The organism is Actinoalloteichus hymeniacidonis, from assembly GCF_014203365.1.
GTDB lineage: Bacteria > Actinomycetota > Actinomycetes > Mycobacteriales > Pseudonocardiaceae > Actinoalloteichus_A > Actinoalloteichus_A hymeniacidonis.
The window spans coordinates 418,164-432,915 of sequence record NZ_JACHIS010000001.1 but is presented as its reverse complement, the minus strand read 5'-3'; the positions used below and the strand labels follow the sequence as shown (position 1 = coordinate 432,915).

The 14,752-nt window shown below is 69.3% G+C and carries 14 protein-coding genes; 9 read left to right on the top strand and 5 right to left on the bottom strand.

Translation table 11 applies throughout. The features are described from left to right. The first annotated feature begins 8 nt into the window (after window positions 1-8). On the top strand, window positions 9-299 hold the full coding sequence (locus BKA25_RS02030; RefSeq protein ID WP_084643443.1) for a DUF2530 domain-containing protein: 291 nt from the start codon (window positions 9-11) through the stop codon (window positions 297-299). A 21-nt stretch (window positions 300-320) separates the two neighbouring features. Here the strand turns inward: BKA25_RS02030 and BKA25_RS02025 are convergent, their stop codons facing one another. Next, window positions 321-3,449 (bottom strand): sacsin N-terminal ATP-binding-like domain-containing protein, encoded by a 3,129-nt coding sequence (locus tag BKA25_RS02025; RefSeq protein ID WP_236750398.1) that lies wholly within the window; start codon window positions 3,447-3,449, stop codon window positions 321-323. Further along, window positions 3,446-4,816, bottom strand: a complete 1,371-nt coding sequence (locus BKA25_RS02020; protein WP_084643444.1) for a DUF3027 domain-containing protein — start codon at window positions 4,814-4,816, stop codon at window positions 3,446-3,448. Before BKA25_RS02020 ends, BKA25_RS02025 begins: the two co-directional genes overlap by 4 nt. Before the next feature lie 66 nt (window positions 4,817-4,882). Between BKA25_RS02020 and BKA25_RS02015 the strand changes: the two genes are divergently transcribed. From BKA25_RS02015 to BKA25_RS02005, 3 genes are all read left to right on the top strand, one after another. Continuing rightward, window positions 4,883-5,716, top strand: a complete 834-nt coding sequence (locus BKA25_RS02015) for a glutaminyl-peptide cyclotransferase (protein WP_069854128.1) — start codon at window positions 4,883-4,885, stop codon at window positions 5,714-5,716. A 194-nt stretch (window positions 5,717-5,910) separates the two neighbouring features. Beyond that, window positions 5,911-8,148 carry an MFS transporter gene (locus tag BKA25_RS02010; protein ID WP_069852598.1) on the top strand — a complete coding sequence of 746 codons (2,238 nt, stop codon included), beginning with the start codon at window positions 5,911-5,913 and terminating at the stop codon, window positions 8,146-8,148. An 81-nt stretch (window positions 8,149-8,229) separates the two neighbouring features. Beyond that, complete coding sequence (locus tag BKA25_RS02005) at window positions 8,230-8,739, top strand: DUF2771 family protein (protein ID WP_236750399.1); 510 nt, start codon at window positions 8,230-8,232, stop codon at window positions 8,737-8,739. A 101-nt stretch (window positions 8,740-8,840) separates the two neighbouring features. Here the strand turns inward: BKA25_RS02005 and BKA25_RS28240 are convergent, their stop codons facing one another. After that, the gene (locus tag BKA25_RS28240; RefSeq protein ID WP_069852600.1) at window positions 8,841-9,227 is read right to left on the bottom strand and encodes a cold-shock protein; all 387 of its coding nucleotides are present in this window, start codon (window positions 9,225-9,227) and stop codon (window positions 8,841-8,843) included. A gap of 222 nt (window positions 9,228-9,449) precedes the next feature. Here BKA25_RS28240 and BKA25_RS01995 point away from each other — a divergent pair, with 222 nt between their 5' ends. The 3 genes from BKA25_RS01995 to BKA25_RS01985 all read left to right on the top strand — a co-directional run bounded on the left by BKA25_RS01995 (window position 9,450) and on the right by BKA25_RS01985 (window position 11,256). Continuing rightward, window positions 9,450-9,677 (top strand): hypothetical protein, encoded by a 228-nt coding sequence (locus tag BKA25_RS01995; RefSeq protein ID WP_069852602.1) that lies wholly within the window; start codon window positions 9,450-9,452, stop codon window positions 9,675-9,677. Between the two features lie 99 nt (window positions 9,678-9,776). After that, window positions 9,777-10,448: a TetR/AcrR family transcriptional regulator gene (locus tag BKA25_RS01990; protein ID WP_157421300.1), complete on the top strand. Its 672-nt coding sequence runs from the start codon at window positions 9,777-9,779 to the stop codon at window positions 10,446-10,448. A gap of 22 nt (window positions 10,449-10,470) precedes the next feature. Beyond that, window positions 10,471-11,256 (top strand): PhzF family protein, encoded by a 786-nt coding sequence (locus tag BKA25_RS01985; RefSeq protein ID WP_069852606.1) that lies wholly within the window; start codon window positions 10,471-10,473, stop codon window positions 11,254-11,256. 33 nt (window positions 11,257-11,289) lie between these two features. On the opposite strand, the gene BKA25_RS01980 is transcribed toward BKA25_RS01985, so the two are convergent. After that, window positions 11,290-12,123, bottom strand: coding sequence for an HAD-IIA family hydrolase (locus tag BKA25_RS01980; protein WP_236751035.1), 834 nt, complete (start codon window positions 12,121-12,123; stop codon window positions 11,290-11,292). A gap of 105 nt (window positions 12,124-12,228) precedes the next feature. Beyond that, a complete protein-coding gene (locus BKA25_RS01975; protein ID WP_069852607.1) occupies window positions 12,229-12,630 on the bottom strand; it encodes a TOBE domain-containing protein in 402 nt (133 codons plus the stop codon). Window positions 12,631-12,741: 111 nt separating this feature from the next. On the opposite strand from BKA25_RS01975, the gene moaA reads away from it, so the two are divergent. Together moaA and BKA25_RS01965 are read left to right on the top strand one after the other, a co-directional pair. Then, window positions 12,742-13,800: a GTP 3',8-cyclase MoaA gene (moaA, locus tag BKA25_RS01970; protein WP_084643446.1), complete on the top strand. Its 1,059-nt coding sequence runs from the start codon at window positions 12,742-12,744 to the stop codon at window positions 13,798-13,800. Between the two features lie 113 nt (window positions 13,801-13,913). Continuing rightward, window positions 13,914-14,249 carry a MoaD/ThiS family protein gene (locus tag BKA25_RS01965; protein WP_311734445.1) on the top strand — a complete coding sequence of 112 codons (336 nt, stop codon included), beginning with the start codon at window positions 13,914-13,916 and terminating at the stop codon, window positions 14,247-14,249. Window positions 14,250-14,752 lie beyond the last annotated feature (503 nt).

The window sequence follows — 14,752 nt, the reverse complement described above, 5'->3', positions numbered from 1 at the left end:
TCTTTGTTGTGTCAGATCCTGTCGCCGAGCCGACCTCCGCCCAGCGGCAATGGAAGACCCCGCCGCCGCTGAATCCAAGACTCGCCGAGCCGGACCCGATCGTGCTGCTCGGTACCGCGCTGTGGGGCGTCGCCTCGATCGTCATGGTGCTGGTGAACCAGTTCACCAGTGCAGACGTCACCGCAGCGGTCTGGACCTGCCTCGCGGGCACCGGCCTGGGCCTACTCGGTTACGGGGTGCTCCGCTGGCAGCGAGCCGCCTCCCGCAGCGGCTCGCGCTCCGCCCAGACCGGCCTGTAGGCCCTGTCGCCTCCTCCGGGCTCAGCTCAACAGCGCTGCCGCACCGGGCTGCTCCAACAGCGCGGCGAACAGGTGTCGTAGCGACCAACGATCCAGCCGCCACGCCAAGGCCCGCGCCACGCCGTGCGAGGTCTCGGCCGCGTGCATTGCACCGTCCTCGGCGACCCACCACGGCACCGAATGCTCGGCATCGCGAGAGCGAACCCGCAGATCGGCGTGCAACCACAGCACCCCGTCCGGTATCGGGCTGCCCAGAAGGTCGGACACCGTGACGACGCCTGCATGGTCCGACCAGCTCTCGGCCCGACCGGTCGAGGCGACCTCGCCGGTCCACTCGTCCGAGGCGAACGGCAGGTCGAGCAGCTCGGCGAGTTCCACCGCACCGCCGCTGCCGGTGGGCGGCGCGACCGCGACCGCAGCGCCATCGACCGGTACCGCAGGCAGGCCTGCCGCTGTCGAAGAACCGGCCGATGTCTCGGCCGCCGCGACGAGGTCCGGGTCGGCGATGGCCACGCACCGTGCCGGGTCGCCGACCGCCAACACCCACGGCTCGTCGAGGACCACGACCTCGTCGGCGCCCGCCACCGCGCCGGTCAACGTGCGCAGCGTCTCCGGCGGATCGATCGAATCGACATCCAGCACCCCCGCCGCCACCGCGTCCGCGAGGGCGCGGTGAACCCGCAACGTCGTGCCCGCCGACACCGACAACGACGAGTCCGCCAACCTGGCCAGCAGTTCCGAGGCGTCCGACGGCTCGGCGATGCGTAGCTCGGTGCGCACGCCGACGGCGGCCAGCAACTCCTCGGCGTGATCGCCGAGCTCGGCCAACACGCTCGCCGGGATCGGGTCGTAGAGCCCGGTCAGCTCCTCGGCACCCGCAAGCCGCCACTGCCGCAGCGGCCTGCCCTCGATCAGCGCATACCTGGCCAGCCACCACCCCGTGTAGCCGGAGCTGTGCAGCGCCCGCCAGGTGTCCGGCTCATTGCGCAACAACCGCAGCGCCGCAGGCCAGGCATCGGCGGCGACCAGGTCTAGGTCCCGCACCGCCACCAGCTCGGCGGGCGGGTTCGCGTCGCCGTCGATCTCGGCCCACCAGCGTTCCTCGTCGGCCAGATCGTGGTCGGGCCCGGTCGGGTCCGCCACCACCAGGACACCGAAGCCGCTCACCACGCCGACCCGACGCAGCACCTCGGCCGACCAGCGTTGGACGAACGAGTCGTCGAGCACGCCGAGGGGCACATCCTCGGCCAGCACCGAAGCCAGCGGGGCTCCGGCGAGCATCAGTTCGTCGGCCGGTCGCCATTCGCCATCGGAGTCACGCAGCGGCAGTGCGGCCAGCCACGGGCGAGCGCCCTCGCCGGCCTCGGTGACCAGGCCGAGCACCAGTTCGACGAGCGAGGTGACGTCGCCGCCTGCCTCCGCCTCGTCCAGGCCCACCGCCACGGCCTCGCGGACCGGGTCGGAGTCCAACAGGTCGGCGGGCCCCGCGCGGCGCGCGCCCAGGGTCTCCAACAACACGTGCACCGCATCGGGATGCGCGATGCGCAGGCCGGTGACGTCGACGGTCGTCGATTCGGTGAACGCCGTCAGCTCCGCATCGGGCAGCAGCACATCCCGGGGACCGGTGACGATCCGACCGTCGATCAACGGCACCGGCAGCGCGCCCAGCTCGGATCGGCGATCAGCCAAGCCATCGGCGATCGGCGCGAGCGCGGCGTACAGCTGCTGCCACCACTGCGGGGTGCGGGTCTGTCCGGCGAGTTCGGCGACCACCTCGGCCGGTCCCAGTCGACGCACACCGAGCGAGCCGAGAATCGAGCTGTACCTGGGCTGCCCGAGTTCCGAGGTCAACAACCCGGGGATCACGTCGGCGAGCAGGCCGACGAGTTCCGGGGTCGCCTCGTCCACGACGACCGCGTGCCGCGCTTCGACGTCCCCGCCCGTCGAGACGGGCAACCAGGCGGTTTCCCGAAGTGCGTCGAGCACCCGTTCCCGCAGCATCTCGTCCAGCTCGGAGCGCGGGAAGCCGGGGGCCGGTACCACCGCGACCCGCTGAACAGGGTCCACCGCGCCGGGCAGCTCGGCGTAGGTCCGAGCGGCATGGGCCAGCACGGCGTCCAGCGCGGAGCCGGGCCGCACCCGCCGCCGGTTGGGTTCCAGGGGAACCGTGGCCAGCAACCGCGCGGGCAGCGAGAGCACGTCATCGGTCTGCGTCGGAGCGTGCAGTCGGTCGATGCTCAGCGGCTCCGGCGTCCCCTCGGCGTCGACGGGCAGCGCCCAACAGACCGACCAGGCACGACGGCGGCGGGCCTCCGCGCCGGTCTCGCCAAGCTCGTCCTCACTCAGGACACCTGCGGAGCGCCTGCACAACCAGTGTCGCGGACCATCGGGACCGTGGACGGTGACCCGCCCGTCCGCATGATCGACCCGCTCCCAACTGCGGTCCTCGATCTCGATGCGGGTCAGTCCGGGCAGGGCGAGCAGCAGATCGGCCGCCTGCGCCGCGCAGTCCTCGATCAACGCGTTCGCGTCGACCTCCGGTCGAAGCGGCAACCGCACCTCGGTCTGGAAGCCATCCGGCGCCGGTTCCGCCTCGAACGGCCAGACCAGCCGCAACACCGGCACGGTGTTCTCGCGTTCGGCGGCCACCGCCGCCAACTCGGGCTCGGCCGCCACGATCGCGCTGGTCCGCACTGAGGAGAAGGCCACGGCGCCGGTCGTGGAGACCACCGAGGGTTCCGCGCTGACGGCGAGTACGGCGGCGAATCCGACGCCGAAGCGCCCCACCGAGGTCTCACCGCGTTTCGCGGAGGCCCGCAGCGCGGCCAGCGCGGCGACGCCGTCGGCGGACAGCGGCGTCCCGGTGTTCGCGGCACGCAGCTCTACCGGACTGTCGGCGTCCGCCCCCGGCACGACGCGGAGACGCAGGGTTCCCGCGACGCCCGCCTCGGCGGCGGCATCGGCCGCGTTCTGGGCCAGCTCGACCAGCAACCGGTCCCGATAGCCGCCGTAGCGCAGGTCGTCCTCGCTGTTGGCGTCCTCCCGGAACCGGGTCGGCGAACTGCGCCAGGCGAGCAGAACCGCGTCCCGCAGCCGAGCCGTGTCGAAGGAGTCGGCAACCATGGTCTGGATCGAGTCGCCGTCGGTCACTTGCTCTGGTCGCCCTCATCGGTCGAGTCGGTGCGGGAGCCCTTGGGCTTGCCCGCCGGGCGTCTGGCGCGCCGGGTCCGCCGGGTGGGCCGGTCCGCACTCGTCGCAGACGTCTCGGGCGTGGGCTCGTTCTCGACGGCCGCGCGCTGCTCGGCCGGGGCGGCCTGCGTGTCGAGTTCGGCGCCTGCGGGCTCGGCGGCGGGGGCCACCGCGGGCGGCTCCGGCAGTACCGAGTCACTCGGCGCGTCCTCGGAGCGGGCGCCGATGCCGGGGATCCGACCTGCGTCGGATTCGGTGCTCGTGTCCGCTGCGGCCTGCTCGGTCGCAGTCTGCTCGGTGGTCGGCTGCTCTGGGGTGGTCTGCTCGGCGGTGGTCTGCACTTCGGTTGCCTGCTCGGCAGTGCTCTGCTCTGCGGCCACCGGAGCGGATGCCGCTGCGGATTCGGTGGTGCCCTGTTCGCCCGATTCGGCGGCGCCGTCGTCGGAAGCCGTCTCGCCCTCGGTGTCGGCCGTGTCCTCGGTGTCGGCCGGGTCCTCGCTCTCCGAGCCGAGCGCGCGCACCGCGCCGACCGGGATCAGTTCCACGCCTGCGTCATCGAAGACGACCTCGGCCACCGGCACCGGCGAGGCGTTGTCCACCTCGGCGTCGGAGTGGGCGCCGCAGCCGTACTCGGCATGCACGACGCGGCCGTCGGCCGGGGCCATCTCGTTGCCACACGCGCCGAAGGCCGCCCGCAACGAACCCGCCAAGGGCAGATAGAAGCCGCAGCTGCCGCAGTGGGCGGGCGCACTACGCGCCATCTGGGCCTCCGGGCCGAAGTCACCGTGCACCCAGCGGCGCGCGGTCTCCACCCGGCCGTGTCGACCGAGGATTCGGCGCCTGCCCAGGCCCAGTTCCTTGGCGACCTCTTCGACCGCGGGATCGTCGCTGGCCAGATAGCCCGGCATCAGGCGCGGGTCGTCCGGTGCGGCGGGCAGGAGATCACCGACGCCGAGATCGCCCGCGCGCACCCGCTGGTCCCAGGGCAGCCACTCGGGCGCCACCAGGGCGTCCGCGCCCGGCAGCAACACGACCTCGCTGACGGTCACCGGCGTGCCGGGGCCCGCGTCGGCGACGGTCACCGCCCAGCGCCAGCCGACATAGCCGGTGTGCGTGGCGACGAAGTGATGGGTCGCGGAGTAGTCGTCCTCGGCGTGGACGCCGACATGGTCGCCGACCGTCTCCTCGCCGGCCTCCGCCTGAGCCGCAGCCCTGGCCTGCTCCACGGCTTCGGCGAGAGCGGGGCTGGGCTGGCGGGTAGACGTCGCATCCACGCCGACCTGACCGGAGGGAGAATCCGGCACGAACCTCGGGGTGCTGGCAGACATCACCCCTCCGATTGTGCCGGACGTCTTCTGTCGCGCTTCGTCCCGTGCCACGCTGTTGGAGTGGACATGCGCAGATCCACCGTGTTGGCGGTCGCCGTGTTGACTCTCTGTGGTTGCGCTGCGCTTGCGCAGACACCAGGCGAGGACGATCGACAGTCCCAGGGCGATCATGCCGATCACAACGCTACGCACACAATCAGCGTGCCACAGCGTTACGACGTCGAGGTCCTCGAAGTCATCGCGCACGACCCGGAGGCGTTCACCCAGGGTTTCGAGATCGCCGACGGGATCCTCTACGAGGGGACCGGTCTGGTCGGGGAATCCTCGCTGCGTGCAACCGACCCGGCCACCGGCGAGGTGCTGGACCGGGTCGAGTTGCCCCAGCCGCTGTTCGGCGAGGGCATCACGGTCGTCGACGACCGAATCTGGCAGCTGACCTGGCGGGACAACGTCGCGCTGCTGCGAGACCGCGAGACCCTGGCCGAGGTCGACCGGGTCGAGTACCCCGGCGAGGGCTGGGGCATCTGCTACGACGGCTCCCGGCTGGTGATGAGTGACGGCACCGACCAGTTGCACTTCCGCGACCCGGAGACCTTCGAGCTGATCGACTCGATCCGGGTCACCCAGGAGGGTCAACCCAAGAGGCAGCTCAACGAGTTGGAGTGCGTGGACGACCAGGTCTTCTCCAACGTCTGGTACAGCGACGACATCCTGCGCATCGATCCGACCAACGGCGAGGTGACGGGCGTGGTCGACGCCTCCGATCTGCTGCCCGCCGACCAACAGGCAGCGGCCGATGTGCTCAACGGCATCGCCGCGATCCCCGACACCGACGAATTCCTGGTGACGGGCAAGCACTGGCCGAGCACCTTCCGAGTCCGCTTCGTTCCGTCCGACTGAGGTCGGATTTCGTCCCACGTCACCCGTTCGGCCGCAATAGCCCGCTCTCGGCACCGGTTTTTCCGACGGCTTCGCTAAATCACTGTCGAATCCGTGCCCGCAGAGACCGACGAGTACGGCAGGATTGACCCGTGTTGCGTTCCGATCCCCCAGATGAACCAAACCGTCGACGTGGCCGGAGTGGACGACGGGGGATGCTGCGTCCGAGCACTCGCACCGAGATCGAACGGCACGCAGGCCGGGCCGCCGAAGACGAGGCGCCTCGTAGGCAGTCGACCGAGCGGCACCAACCACAGCGTCCGCGCAAGCGGGCGCTGTATGCCGACGAGTACGAGGATCGCGGCGATCGGTACAGCCGGGACGACCGCGATCGGGATCGGCGCGCACGGGACGAGGATCGGCGGCGATACGACGAGCCCGAGGACCGGGACCGTAGGCGGCGTGATCGCTACGACGATCGGTACGAGGACGATCGCTACGACGACCGGTATGAGGACCGCCGCTACGACGACGAGCGCTATCGATCTGATCGGCGGCGGGACGAGGATCGGTACCGGGACGAGGATCGGCGGCGGGATCGACGGCGCGAGGACGACCGTTACGACGATGACCGTTACGACGACGACCGGCCCACCCGGCGCCACGGCGAGCGACGATACGAGGATCGCGACGACGACCGGAGCGAGGACTACGACGACCGTCGCTACGACGAGGATCGTCCCCGGCGCCCCGCAGCCCGACGTGGCAGGCGGCCCGCCGAACACGAGGACGAGATCGATCGCGACTTCGACGAGGACTTCGAGGACGAGCACCCGACACGGTCGACCCGCCGCAAGGGTTCCGACACCCGGCCGCTGCCCGCCCGCGACCACGACGACGACCACGACGACCGCGCCCGCGACGATCAGCAGCGCGACTCGGACGGCCACCTCCACGAGCAACCGACCACGCTGCATCGGCGGGAGCACGCCGACGTCCACGATGACCACCTCGAGCACGAGGGCGGCAAGGGGCCGAAGAAGCTCACCGTCACCCGCGTCGCGATTCACCGCAGCAGGCAGCTCACCGGACAGGCATTCCAGGCCTTCCGCCGGGCGGCACACGCCGATGGCGCCGACAAGTCCGGGCTGAACCGACTCACCTACGCGGTGATGATGAACTATGCCGTGGACGCCGCGATCGCGGTGGCCCTGGCGAACACCCTGTTCTTCTCCGCCGCGACCGGGGAGAGTCGAGGCAGGGTCGCCCTCTACCTGTTGATCACGGTCGCGCCCTTCGCCCTGATCGCACCGATCATCGGCCCCGCGTTGGACCGATTCCAGCGGGGCAGGCGGATCGCGCTGGCCGCATCGTTCTTCGCCAGAATCGGACTCGCCGCCGTGATGGCGGTCAACTTCGACAGTTGGCTGCTCTACCCGGCGGCGCTGGGCTGCATGGTGATGTCCAAGTCCTTCGGCGTGCTCAAGGGGGCGGTCACGCCCCGGGTGCTACCGATGGAGATCACCCTGGTCGAGACGAATGCCAGGCTGAACATCTTCGGGCTGGCCGCAGGCGGGGTGTTCGGCGCCATAGCCAGTGGTCTGGCCGCGCTGACGGGCTCCTCGGGGGCGTTGTGGTTCACCGCGGCCCTCGCCGCCACCGGCGTCGTGCTGTGTCTACGCATTCCGGCGTGGGTGGAGGTCACCGAGGGCGAGGTGACGGCCTCGCTGAGCTCAGCGCCCCGCAAGACCCGGCACCCGATGGGCAGCGCGATCCGCACCGGGTTGTGGGGCACCGGCACCGCGCGCACCCTGACCGGCTTCCTCACCTTCTTCGCCGCGTTCGTGGTGAAGGCGGAGACCGAGGAGTCCCCCGCCGTCCAACTGATGTTGTTGGGTCTCATCGTGGGTGCGGCCGGCCTCGGGAACTTCGTCGGCAACGCGGTTGGCGCCCGGCTCCGGCTCGGCAAGCCGCATCAGGTCATCGTCATCTCGGTCTCCATGGCCCTGGCGACGACGGTGTTCGCGGCGATCATGCCGGGAATCCTGACCGCTGCCCTGGTGGGTCTGGTCGGCTCGACGGCCAGCGCGTTGGCCAAGATCTCGTTGGACTCCGTGGTGCAGCGCGAGATGCCGGAGGAGGCCAGGGCCTCGGCCTTCGGCCGCACCGAGACGATCCTGCAACTGGCCTGGGTCTTCGGCGGGGTGCTCGGCCTGTTGCTGCCGCCCTCCTACTGGATCGGCTTCGCGGTGCTCTCCGTCCTGTTGGTGTTCGGCCTGGTGCAGACCGTGCTGGCTCGCAACGGTAAGTCGCTGCTGCCGACCAGGGGTGTCCGGCCCACGCCGCCCACCCAGGGCAACCCGGTGTCGCGGCCGCAGCTCGGCCGGGGCCGGTCCAGCGGCTCGACCACCAAGACGTCGACGGCGGTCATCCAGGTCAAGAACGACCGCTGACCGGCGGCCGTAGTCCCGTCGAGACCACCGTCGAGACCACCGGGTCGGGCAGCCTGCACAGGCGAACTAGGCTGCCTCCCTGTGTCGGATGCCCCGCCGGTGAACAGGTCCCGGCTTGCCAGAGTCGCCGTACCGCTGCTGGCCGGGCTGGCCCTGGCGGGTTGTGCCGCGCCCGCGATCCCCGGGGTGAGCGTCTACTCCTCGCGGGAGATGGTCCGGATCGATCCGGTGCAGCACTGCGATGTCCAGCTCACCGAGTGTCAGGACGACGAGAGCGCGGTCGGTGTCTTGGAGGTGCCGCCCGGCGCCCCGGTGCAGATCTCGGTGCCCGTGGAGGTGTCGGAGACACCGTGGCAGGTCGCGTTCCGCTATCGCCTAGACGGCGAGGTGATCGACGCCCGCAGCGAGGTCTTCGCGCCGCACGAACGCTTGGCCTACACCCTGCGGCTCCCCGATGACAGCGCCCAGCTGGAAGCCCTGGAGGTGCAGCAGTTCGGCGCGGCACTGGTCCAGGATCAGAACGGCGTCGGCTTCGTCACCCGAGGTATCTGGGTGCTGTCGGTGGACGACCGCGACAGCCTCGACAGCTGACCACACCGGGCCCGCGTTCCTCGGCGCGAAACAAGATCGGCCCCGACCCGCGCAACAAGGCAACGGGTCGGAGCCGATCGGTCAAGCGGTGATCGGGATGCTCAGGGCTCGAGTTCGCGTGCGACCGCTCGAACCAGCTCGGAGATCCGCTTGGTGTTCTTGCGATCCGGGTATCGGCCGCGCCGCAGCTCGGGTTGGACGCTCGCCTCCAGCAAGGTGATCATGTCCTCGATCAGGCCGTGTAGTTCCTCTGCGGGCCTGCGTCGCGCCTCCGCCACCGACGGCGGGGCGTCCAGGATCTTCACGGACAGGGCCTGCGGACCCCGCCTGCCCTCTGCCATCCCGAACTCGACCCGCTGGCCTGCCTTCAGACCCTCGACCCCTGGCGGGAGCGCGGAGGCACGGACGTAGACGTCCTCGCCTCCGTCCTGGGTCACGAAGCCGAATCCCTTCTCCGTGTCGTACCACTTGACCCTGCCGCTGGGCACTGTCCTCACCGTTCCTAATCTGCTCAAGTCGCCTCGTAGGTGAACCGTGGCCGCCCACGACGAACGCGCCCGACCACGGGGCCTGCCAGGCCCACCGTTTGGACGGTCGGGCCCGCAGGCGCCGCGCGCCGGAGCGCGTACCTCCAGGGTAAAGGTTCGCGCCACCGAGTTGACGCTCGCCGACTAGATGGATCACCTTCCCGGCGGCGCTACCCTGTTCTGGTGACCACACAGGTGCGCAGAAGCTCGCTCTTCCCGTTGGCCCTGGCGACTTTCTCGGTCGGGCTCCTCGCGGTGCTCGTGACATTCGTGCTCTTCGCCTTCGGCTACTCGGACCAGCCGGTCTGGCTCAACCTCGCCTGCCTGTTGGCTCCGGTGGGGATGTTCATCGGCGTGATCGCGCTACTTCTCCAGTCCCGACGCCGCGCTAGGCCTTCACCCGGGCACTGATCGCGGGAATTGCCGAGCTGGGCCCCGGATGACTTATTGGTTATTCAACCAACGGCCTAGATCAATTGACAATCCGTCACGGTAGGTCAGAATATCTTCGTGACCCCTGCCCCTCGGCTTCCCGTGCGGGTGAAGATGTCCTTGCGAGACAACCTCCTGTGCGGGGCAGCAGATCTACTCACCGAACGCGGATTCGCGAGACTGCGAATGAGCGAGGTCGCCGCGATGGCGGGTGTGAGCAGGCAGACCGTATACAACGAATTCGGCGGCAAGGAAACACTCGCGCATGCCGTGGTACTGAATCAGGCACGTATCTGTCTGGAGAGTGTCGCCAAGGCAATCAGAGCAGCGCATGATCCGGTTGCCGGAATACGTGCCGCCGTACGGCGGACACTCGAGATCTCGACGGCCGATCCACTGCTCACCGCATTACTCACCGGAATGCGCCGTGACGCACTGCTGCCGTTTCTTTCGGTTCCGGATCTGCCGACGCTACGGGCGTTGACCGAGCTGATCAGCAGGCACTTACGGACTCAACTCCCCCAGCTGCCCGCCGCCTCGACGATCTTCTACGCCGACACCGTCGTCCGGCTGACCGTGAGCCATCTCCTGGTCCCCACCGCGACCACGGCCGAGGCGGCCGACACCGTCACGGCGATCGCCGCCTCGGTGTTGGGTCCGCACCTGGCCGGCCAGCCGCGATCCCGGCAGATGCGGGCCCGTACCGGCCAGCCGAGACCGCCGACGACGACCGGGACGTCGTCGAGCTGAGGATGGGCTCTACATTCTCCGCATGTCGGTGGACGTATACGTCGTGGACGCATTCAGTGATCGGCCCTTCGGGGGCAACCCCGCCGGAGTCGTGTTACTGCCCAGCTTCCGCGACCCAGAATGGATGCAGGCGGTGGCTGCGGAACTGCAGCACTCGGAGACCGCGTTCGTCGAGGTCTCCGGACCATCGGACGCGCCGAAGCCGCTGCGCTGGTTCACGCCGACCACCGAGGTCGATCTCTGCGGACACGCCACCCTGGCCACCGCACACGTCCTCGGCGGCGACCAGGTCTTCACCACGCGCAGTGGCGAGCTGTCCTGCACCGCAACCGAAGACGGCCGGATCGAGATGGATTTCCCGGCCGATCGGACCACGCCGCTGGCCGAGCCGCCCGCCGAGTTGTCCGCCATCCTGGGCGGGGCCCGGATCGTCGCGGCGGCGACAGGCGAGGCCGATCTGTTGGTAGAGGTCGAATCGCCCGCCGTGGTCGACGGGATCCGACCGGATCTGGCCGCGTTGGCCGCGCTCGCATACCGGGGACTGCTGGTGACGGCGAGCGGTGGCCCCGACGGAATCGACTTCGTCAGCCGCTGTTTCTTCCCGCGCGTCGGGATCGCCGAGGACCCGGTCACGGGCTCGGCGCACTGCACTCTGGCCACCTGGTGGGCCGACAAGCTCGGCCGCGACGAGCTGGTCGGCGAGCAGCGCTCGGCACGCGGTGGCACCGTGCGCGTGGCACTGCGCGGCGATCGGGTCGTGCTCTCCGGCCGGGCGACCACCGTCCTGCGGGGCAACCTCTACAGCTAGTAGACGCCGTCCGGGGCCCGGCCGACCGGCGAGTCAGTCCCGGCCGGTCTCTCCCGCACCCGCGTCGACGTCCGTGTTCCCAGGGGTCACGACCGTCCCGGTACGCACCCCCACCGAGAACGGCGTCGAAGCCGCACCGACCAGTTCCGCGATCGACTCGATCACCCGGGTCGGCCGGAACGGGAAGCTCTCCGCAGTGGCGGGACCGGAGATGCCGGACATCACCAGGATGGTCTGCATGCCCGCCTCCATGCCCGCACGGACGTCGGTGTCCATCCGGTCGCCGACCATCAGGGTGTTCTCCGAGTGGGCGCCGAGGGCGCGCAACGCGGACCGCATCATCAAGGGATTCGGCTTGCCCACGTAATACGGTGCGCGTCCGGTCGCGCGTTCGATGAGGGCCGCCACGGCGCCCGTGGCGGGCAGTAGGCCCTCGCGGCTGGGGCCGGTCTCATCCGGGTTGGTGGCGATGAACCGCGCGCCCGCCTCGAGTAGGCGGACCGCCTTGGTGATCGCGGTGAAGCTGTAGGTCCGGGTCTCGCCCAACACCACGTAGTCGGGGTCTCGGTCGGTGAGCACGTAGCCGACCTCGTGCAGGGCGGTGGTCAGCCCCGCCTCGCCGATCACGTAAGCGGAACCGCCGGGCCGCTGCGAGTCGAGGAATCGCGCGGTGGCCAGTGCCGAGGTCCAGATGGACTTCTCCGGCACCTCCAGCCCGTTGGCCGAGAGTCTGGCACGAAGATCGCGTGGCGTGTAGATGGAGTTGTTGGTCAACACCATGAAGCCGATCTCCTGCTCGGCCAACTCCGCCAGCAGTTGATCGGCGCCTGCGATGGGGTGCTCCTCGTGTACGAGGACGCCATCCATGTCCAGCAGGTAGTTCCAGCGTTCCGGTTGGGTCTTGGCTGCTCCGATCACGGCCTCATGTTGCCTGTCGAATGCATGGAGCGCCATCCCGTCGAAGGCATGGACCTAGTCGGAACGCGGCGTCTCCACCACGACATGCGTCGACTTGACCACGGCGACGGCCAGCACGCCCGGCTCCAGACCCAGCTCGGCGACCGCGTCGGCGGTCATCAACGAGACCACCCGGTGTGGACCGCAGACCATCTCCACCTTGGCCGCGACCCGATCGACCACGACCTCGGTGACCAGGCCGACGAAGCGGTTGCGGGCGGAGCGGTTCACCGACGACGGGTCCGGCGTGTCCTTGGCGTGGCCTGCGGCGAAAGCAGCGAGCACGGACCCCTCGATCACCATCCGCCCGGAGTCGTCGCGGCCTGCGTTCAACTGGCCCAACTCGATCCAACGACGCACCGTGTCGTCGCTCACGCCCAGCAGGGTGGCGGATTCGGTGATGCGGTACTGAGGCACGGGATCGGACCTTACGTCACCGGATGAAGCGGACGGTCGGATCGCGGCCACTCGCAGCGCCCTGGGCGGGACGTGGCCGATTTTCGGCGATCGCATGGTTAGGCTCGACTTGTGAGCGCTGTAGAACTGGGCATCCCGACCGTTCCGGGCGCGGTGACCGGACCGTCGCGCCCCGAAGCCGCCGGACTGATCGACCGGTACGGCCGAACCGCGACCGACCTGCGGGTGTCGTTGATCGACCGCTGCAATCTGCGGTGTTCGTATTGCATGCCCGCCGAGGGCCTGGACTGGTTGGCCAAGAGCAGCCTGCTCGACACCGCCGAGGTCAACCGCCTGCTGCGCGTCGCGGTGGAGCGTTTGGGTGTCCGCGATGTGCGATTCACCGGCGGCGAACCGTTACTGCGCAAGGACTTGGCGGCGATCGTGCACCACGCCGCCGGATTGCAGCCGAAGCCGAAGATCTCGCTGACCACCAACGCCATCGTCTTGGCCGATCGGGCGGCAGAGCTCGCCGAGGCCGGCCTGGATCGGATCAACGTCTCGCTGGACACGCTGCGCCCCGAGCTCTTCCACACCATCACTCGGCGGCGGCGACTCGACGACGTGCTCGCGGGCTTGGCCGCAGCCAGGGCCGCAGGCCTGGACCCGGTGAAGATCAATGCGGTGCTGCTACGCGGAATCAACGACGACGAGGCGCCCGATCTACTGCGCTTCGCCATCGACGAGGGCTATCACCTGCGGTTCATCGAACAGATGCCGTTGGACGCCCAACACGGTTGGCAGCGCTCGACGATGGTCACCGCCGCCGAGACGTTGGCGCTGCTGCGCAGTCGATTCGACTTGGCCGAACACGACTCGGAACGCGGCTCCGCCCCGGCGGAACGGTGGACGGTCGACGGCGGTCCGGCCACCGTCGGCATCATCGGTTCGGTGACCCGCCCGTTCTGCGCGGCCTGTGATCGAACCAGGTTGACCGCCGACGGTCAGATCCGCAGCTGTCTGTTCTCGCAGACCGAGACCGATCTGCGCGGCCCCTTGCGTTCCGGGGCGGGCGACGAGGAGCTGGCCGAGATCTGGCGCGAGGCGATGTGGGGCAAGCGGGCGGGCCACGGCATCGACGACGAGAGCTTCACCCAACCCCGCAGGCCGATGAGTGCCATCGGCGGTTGATCGGCCCGGCCAGGCGGGCCCTCGCGCGCGTGCGCGTGCGCGCGCAGAACGTACGGAGCGAAATAGTGCCGATACGGCCCCGCTCGGTAGCGATGGTCGCCAAGGCGATGGTCGTGACCGACCACGTCACCGACCGAACAACGGCCCGATCGCGGGTCGATCAGAAGGGATTCGACACCGTGAACGCCCCCGAGCAGATCGTCTGGAACGTCCGCTACTTCGCGGGCGCCAGGGCCGCAGCAGGCGTGGCCGAGGAACCGGTGTCCCTGCCGAGGGGCACCTCGGTGCGGGCGGCGCTGGAGATCTTGGCGACCCGTCGGGGCGAGCGACTGGCCAAGGTCCTTCCGGCCTGCAGCTTCCTGCTGGACGGGGTAGCCGTCAAAGATCGAGATCTACCGGTTCGGGAGCCGGTCGAACTCGACGTCCTGCCGCCCTTCGCGGGCGGCTGACGACCGTTACACAGAGCTGCACGAATGGGGCTCCTAGCACGACGTCACTTTCACGATTGGATCTTGTACGCCGCGTCATTTCTTACGCTCTGCCACTGGACAACCGAGCCGGTTCCCCCACTAGTGTCCCTACGCTCACTCGAAGCAGTGCGGCTACCGAGCGCAAATCAGAAAATCGCTCACAGTAAGCGCAAGATGGTGACCCGTGCCTCACGGTGGGTGATCGATATCGAACCGGAAACGGCCCGATAACGACGCTCTGACCAGCAGAAACAGGCTGATCGCAAGTCACCCACTCGCGTTACTGTGACAAGCGTCACTATTGATATCGTTTGGGATTCCCTCAGCGGTTACGTACCGTCGCCTCTCGGTCGCCCCGAACGGCCGTAAGGAAAACCGGGAGTGCGCAGCGCCAAGCCCTGTCCAGCGCATTCCTTCCCCGAATCAAGAACCGGACAGGGACGATAACTCGATCAAGGACGGACTCGCGGAGATCTCGCGAG

Excerpts from the sequence above, each read along its gene's own strand:
- BKA25_RS02020 (WP_084643444.1), bottom strand. The coding sequence starts at position 4,816 with ATGTCTGCCAGCACCCCGAGGTTCGTGCCGGATTCTCCCTCCGGTCAG.
- BKA25_RS02015 (WP_069854128.1), top strand. The coding sequence starts at position 4,883 with ATGCGCAGATCCACCGTGTTGGCGGTCGCCGTGTTGACTCTCTGTGGT.
- BKA25_RS02010 (WP_069852598.1), top strand. The coding sequence starts at position 5,911 with ATGCTGCGTCCGAGCACTCGCACCGAGATCGAACGGCACGCAGGCCGG.
- BKA25_RS01985 (WP_069852606.1), top strand. The coding sequence starts at position 10,471 with ATGTCGGTGGACGTATACGTCGTGGACGCATTCAGTGATCGGCCCTTC.
- BKA25_RS01980 (WP_236751035.1), bottom strand. The coding sequence starts at position 12,123 with ATGGATGGCGTCCTCGTACACGAGGAGCACCCCATCGCAGGCGCCGAT.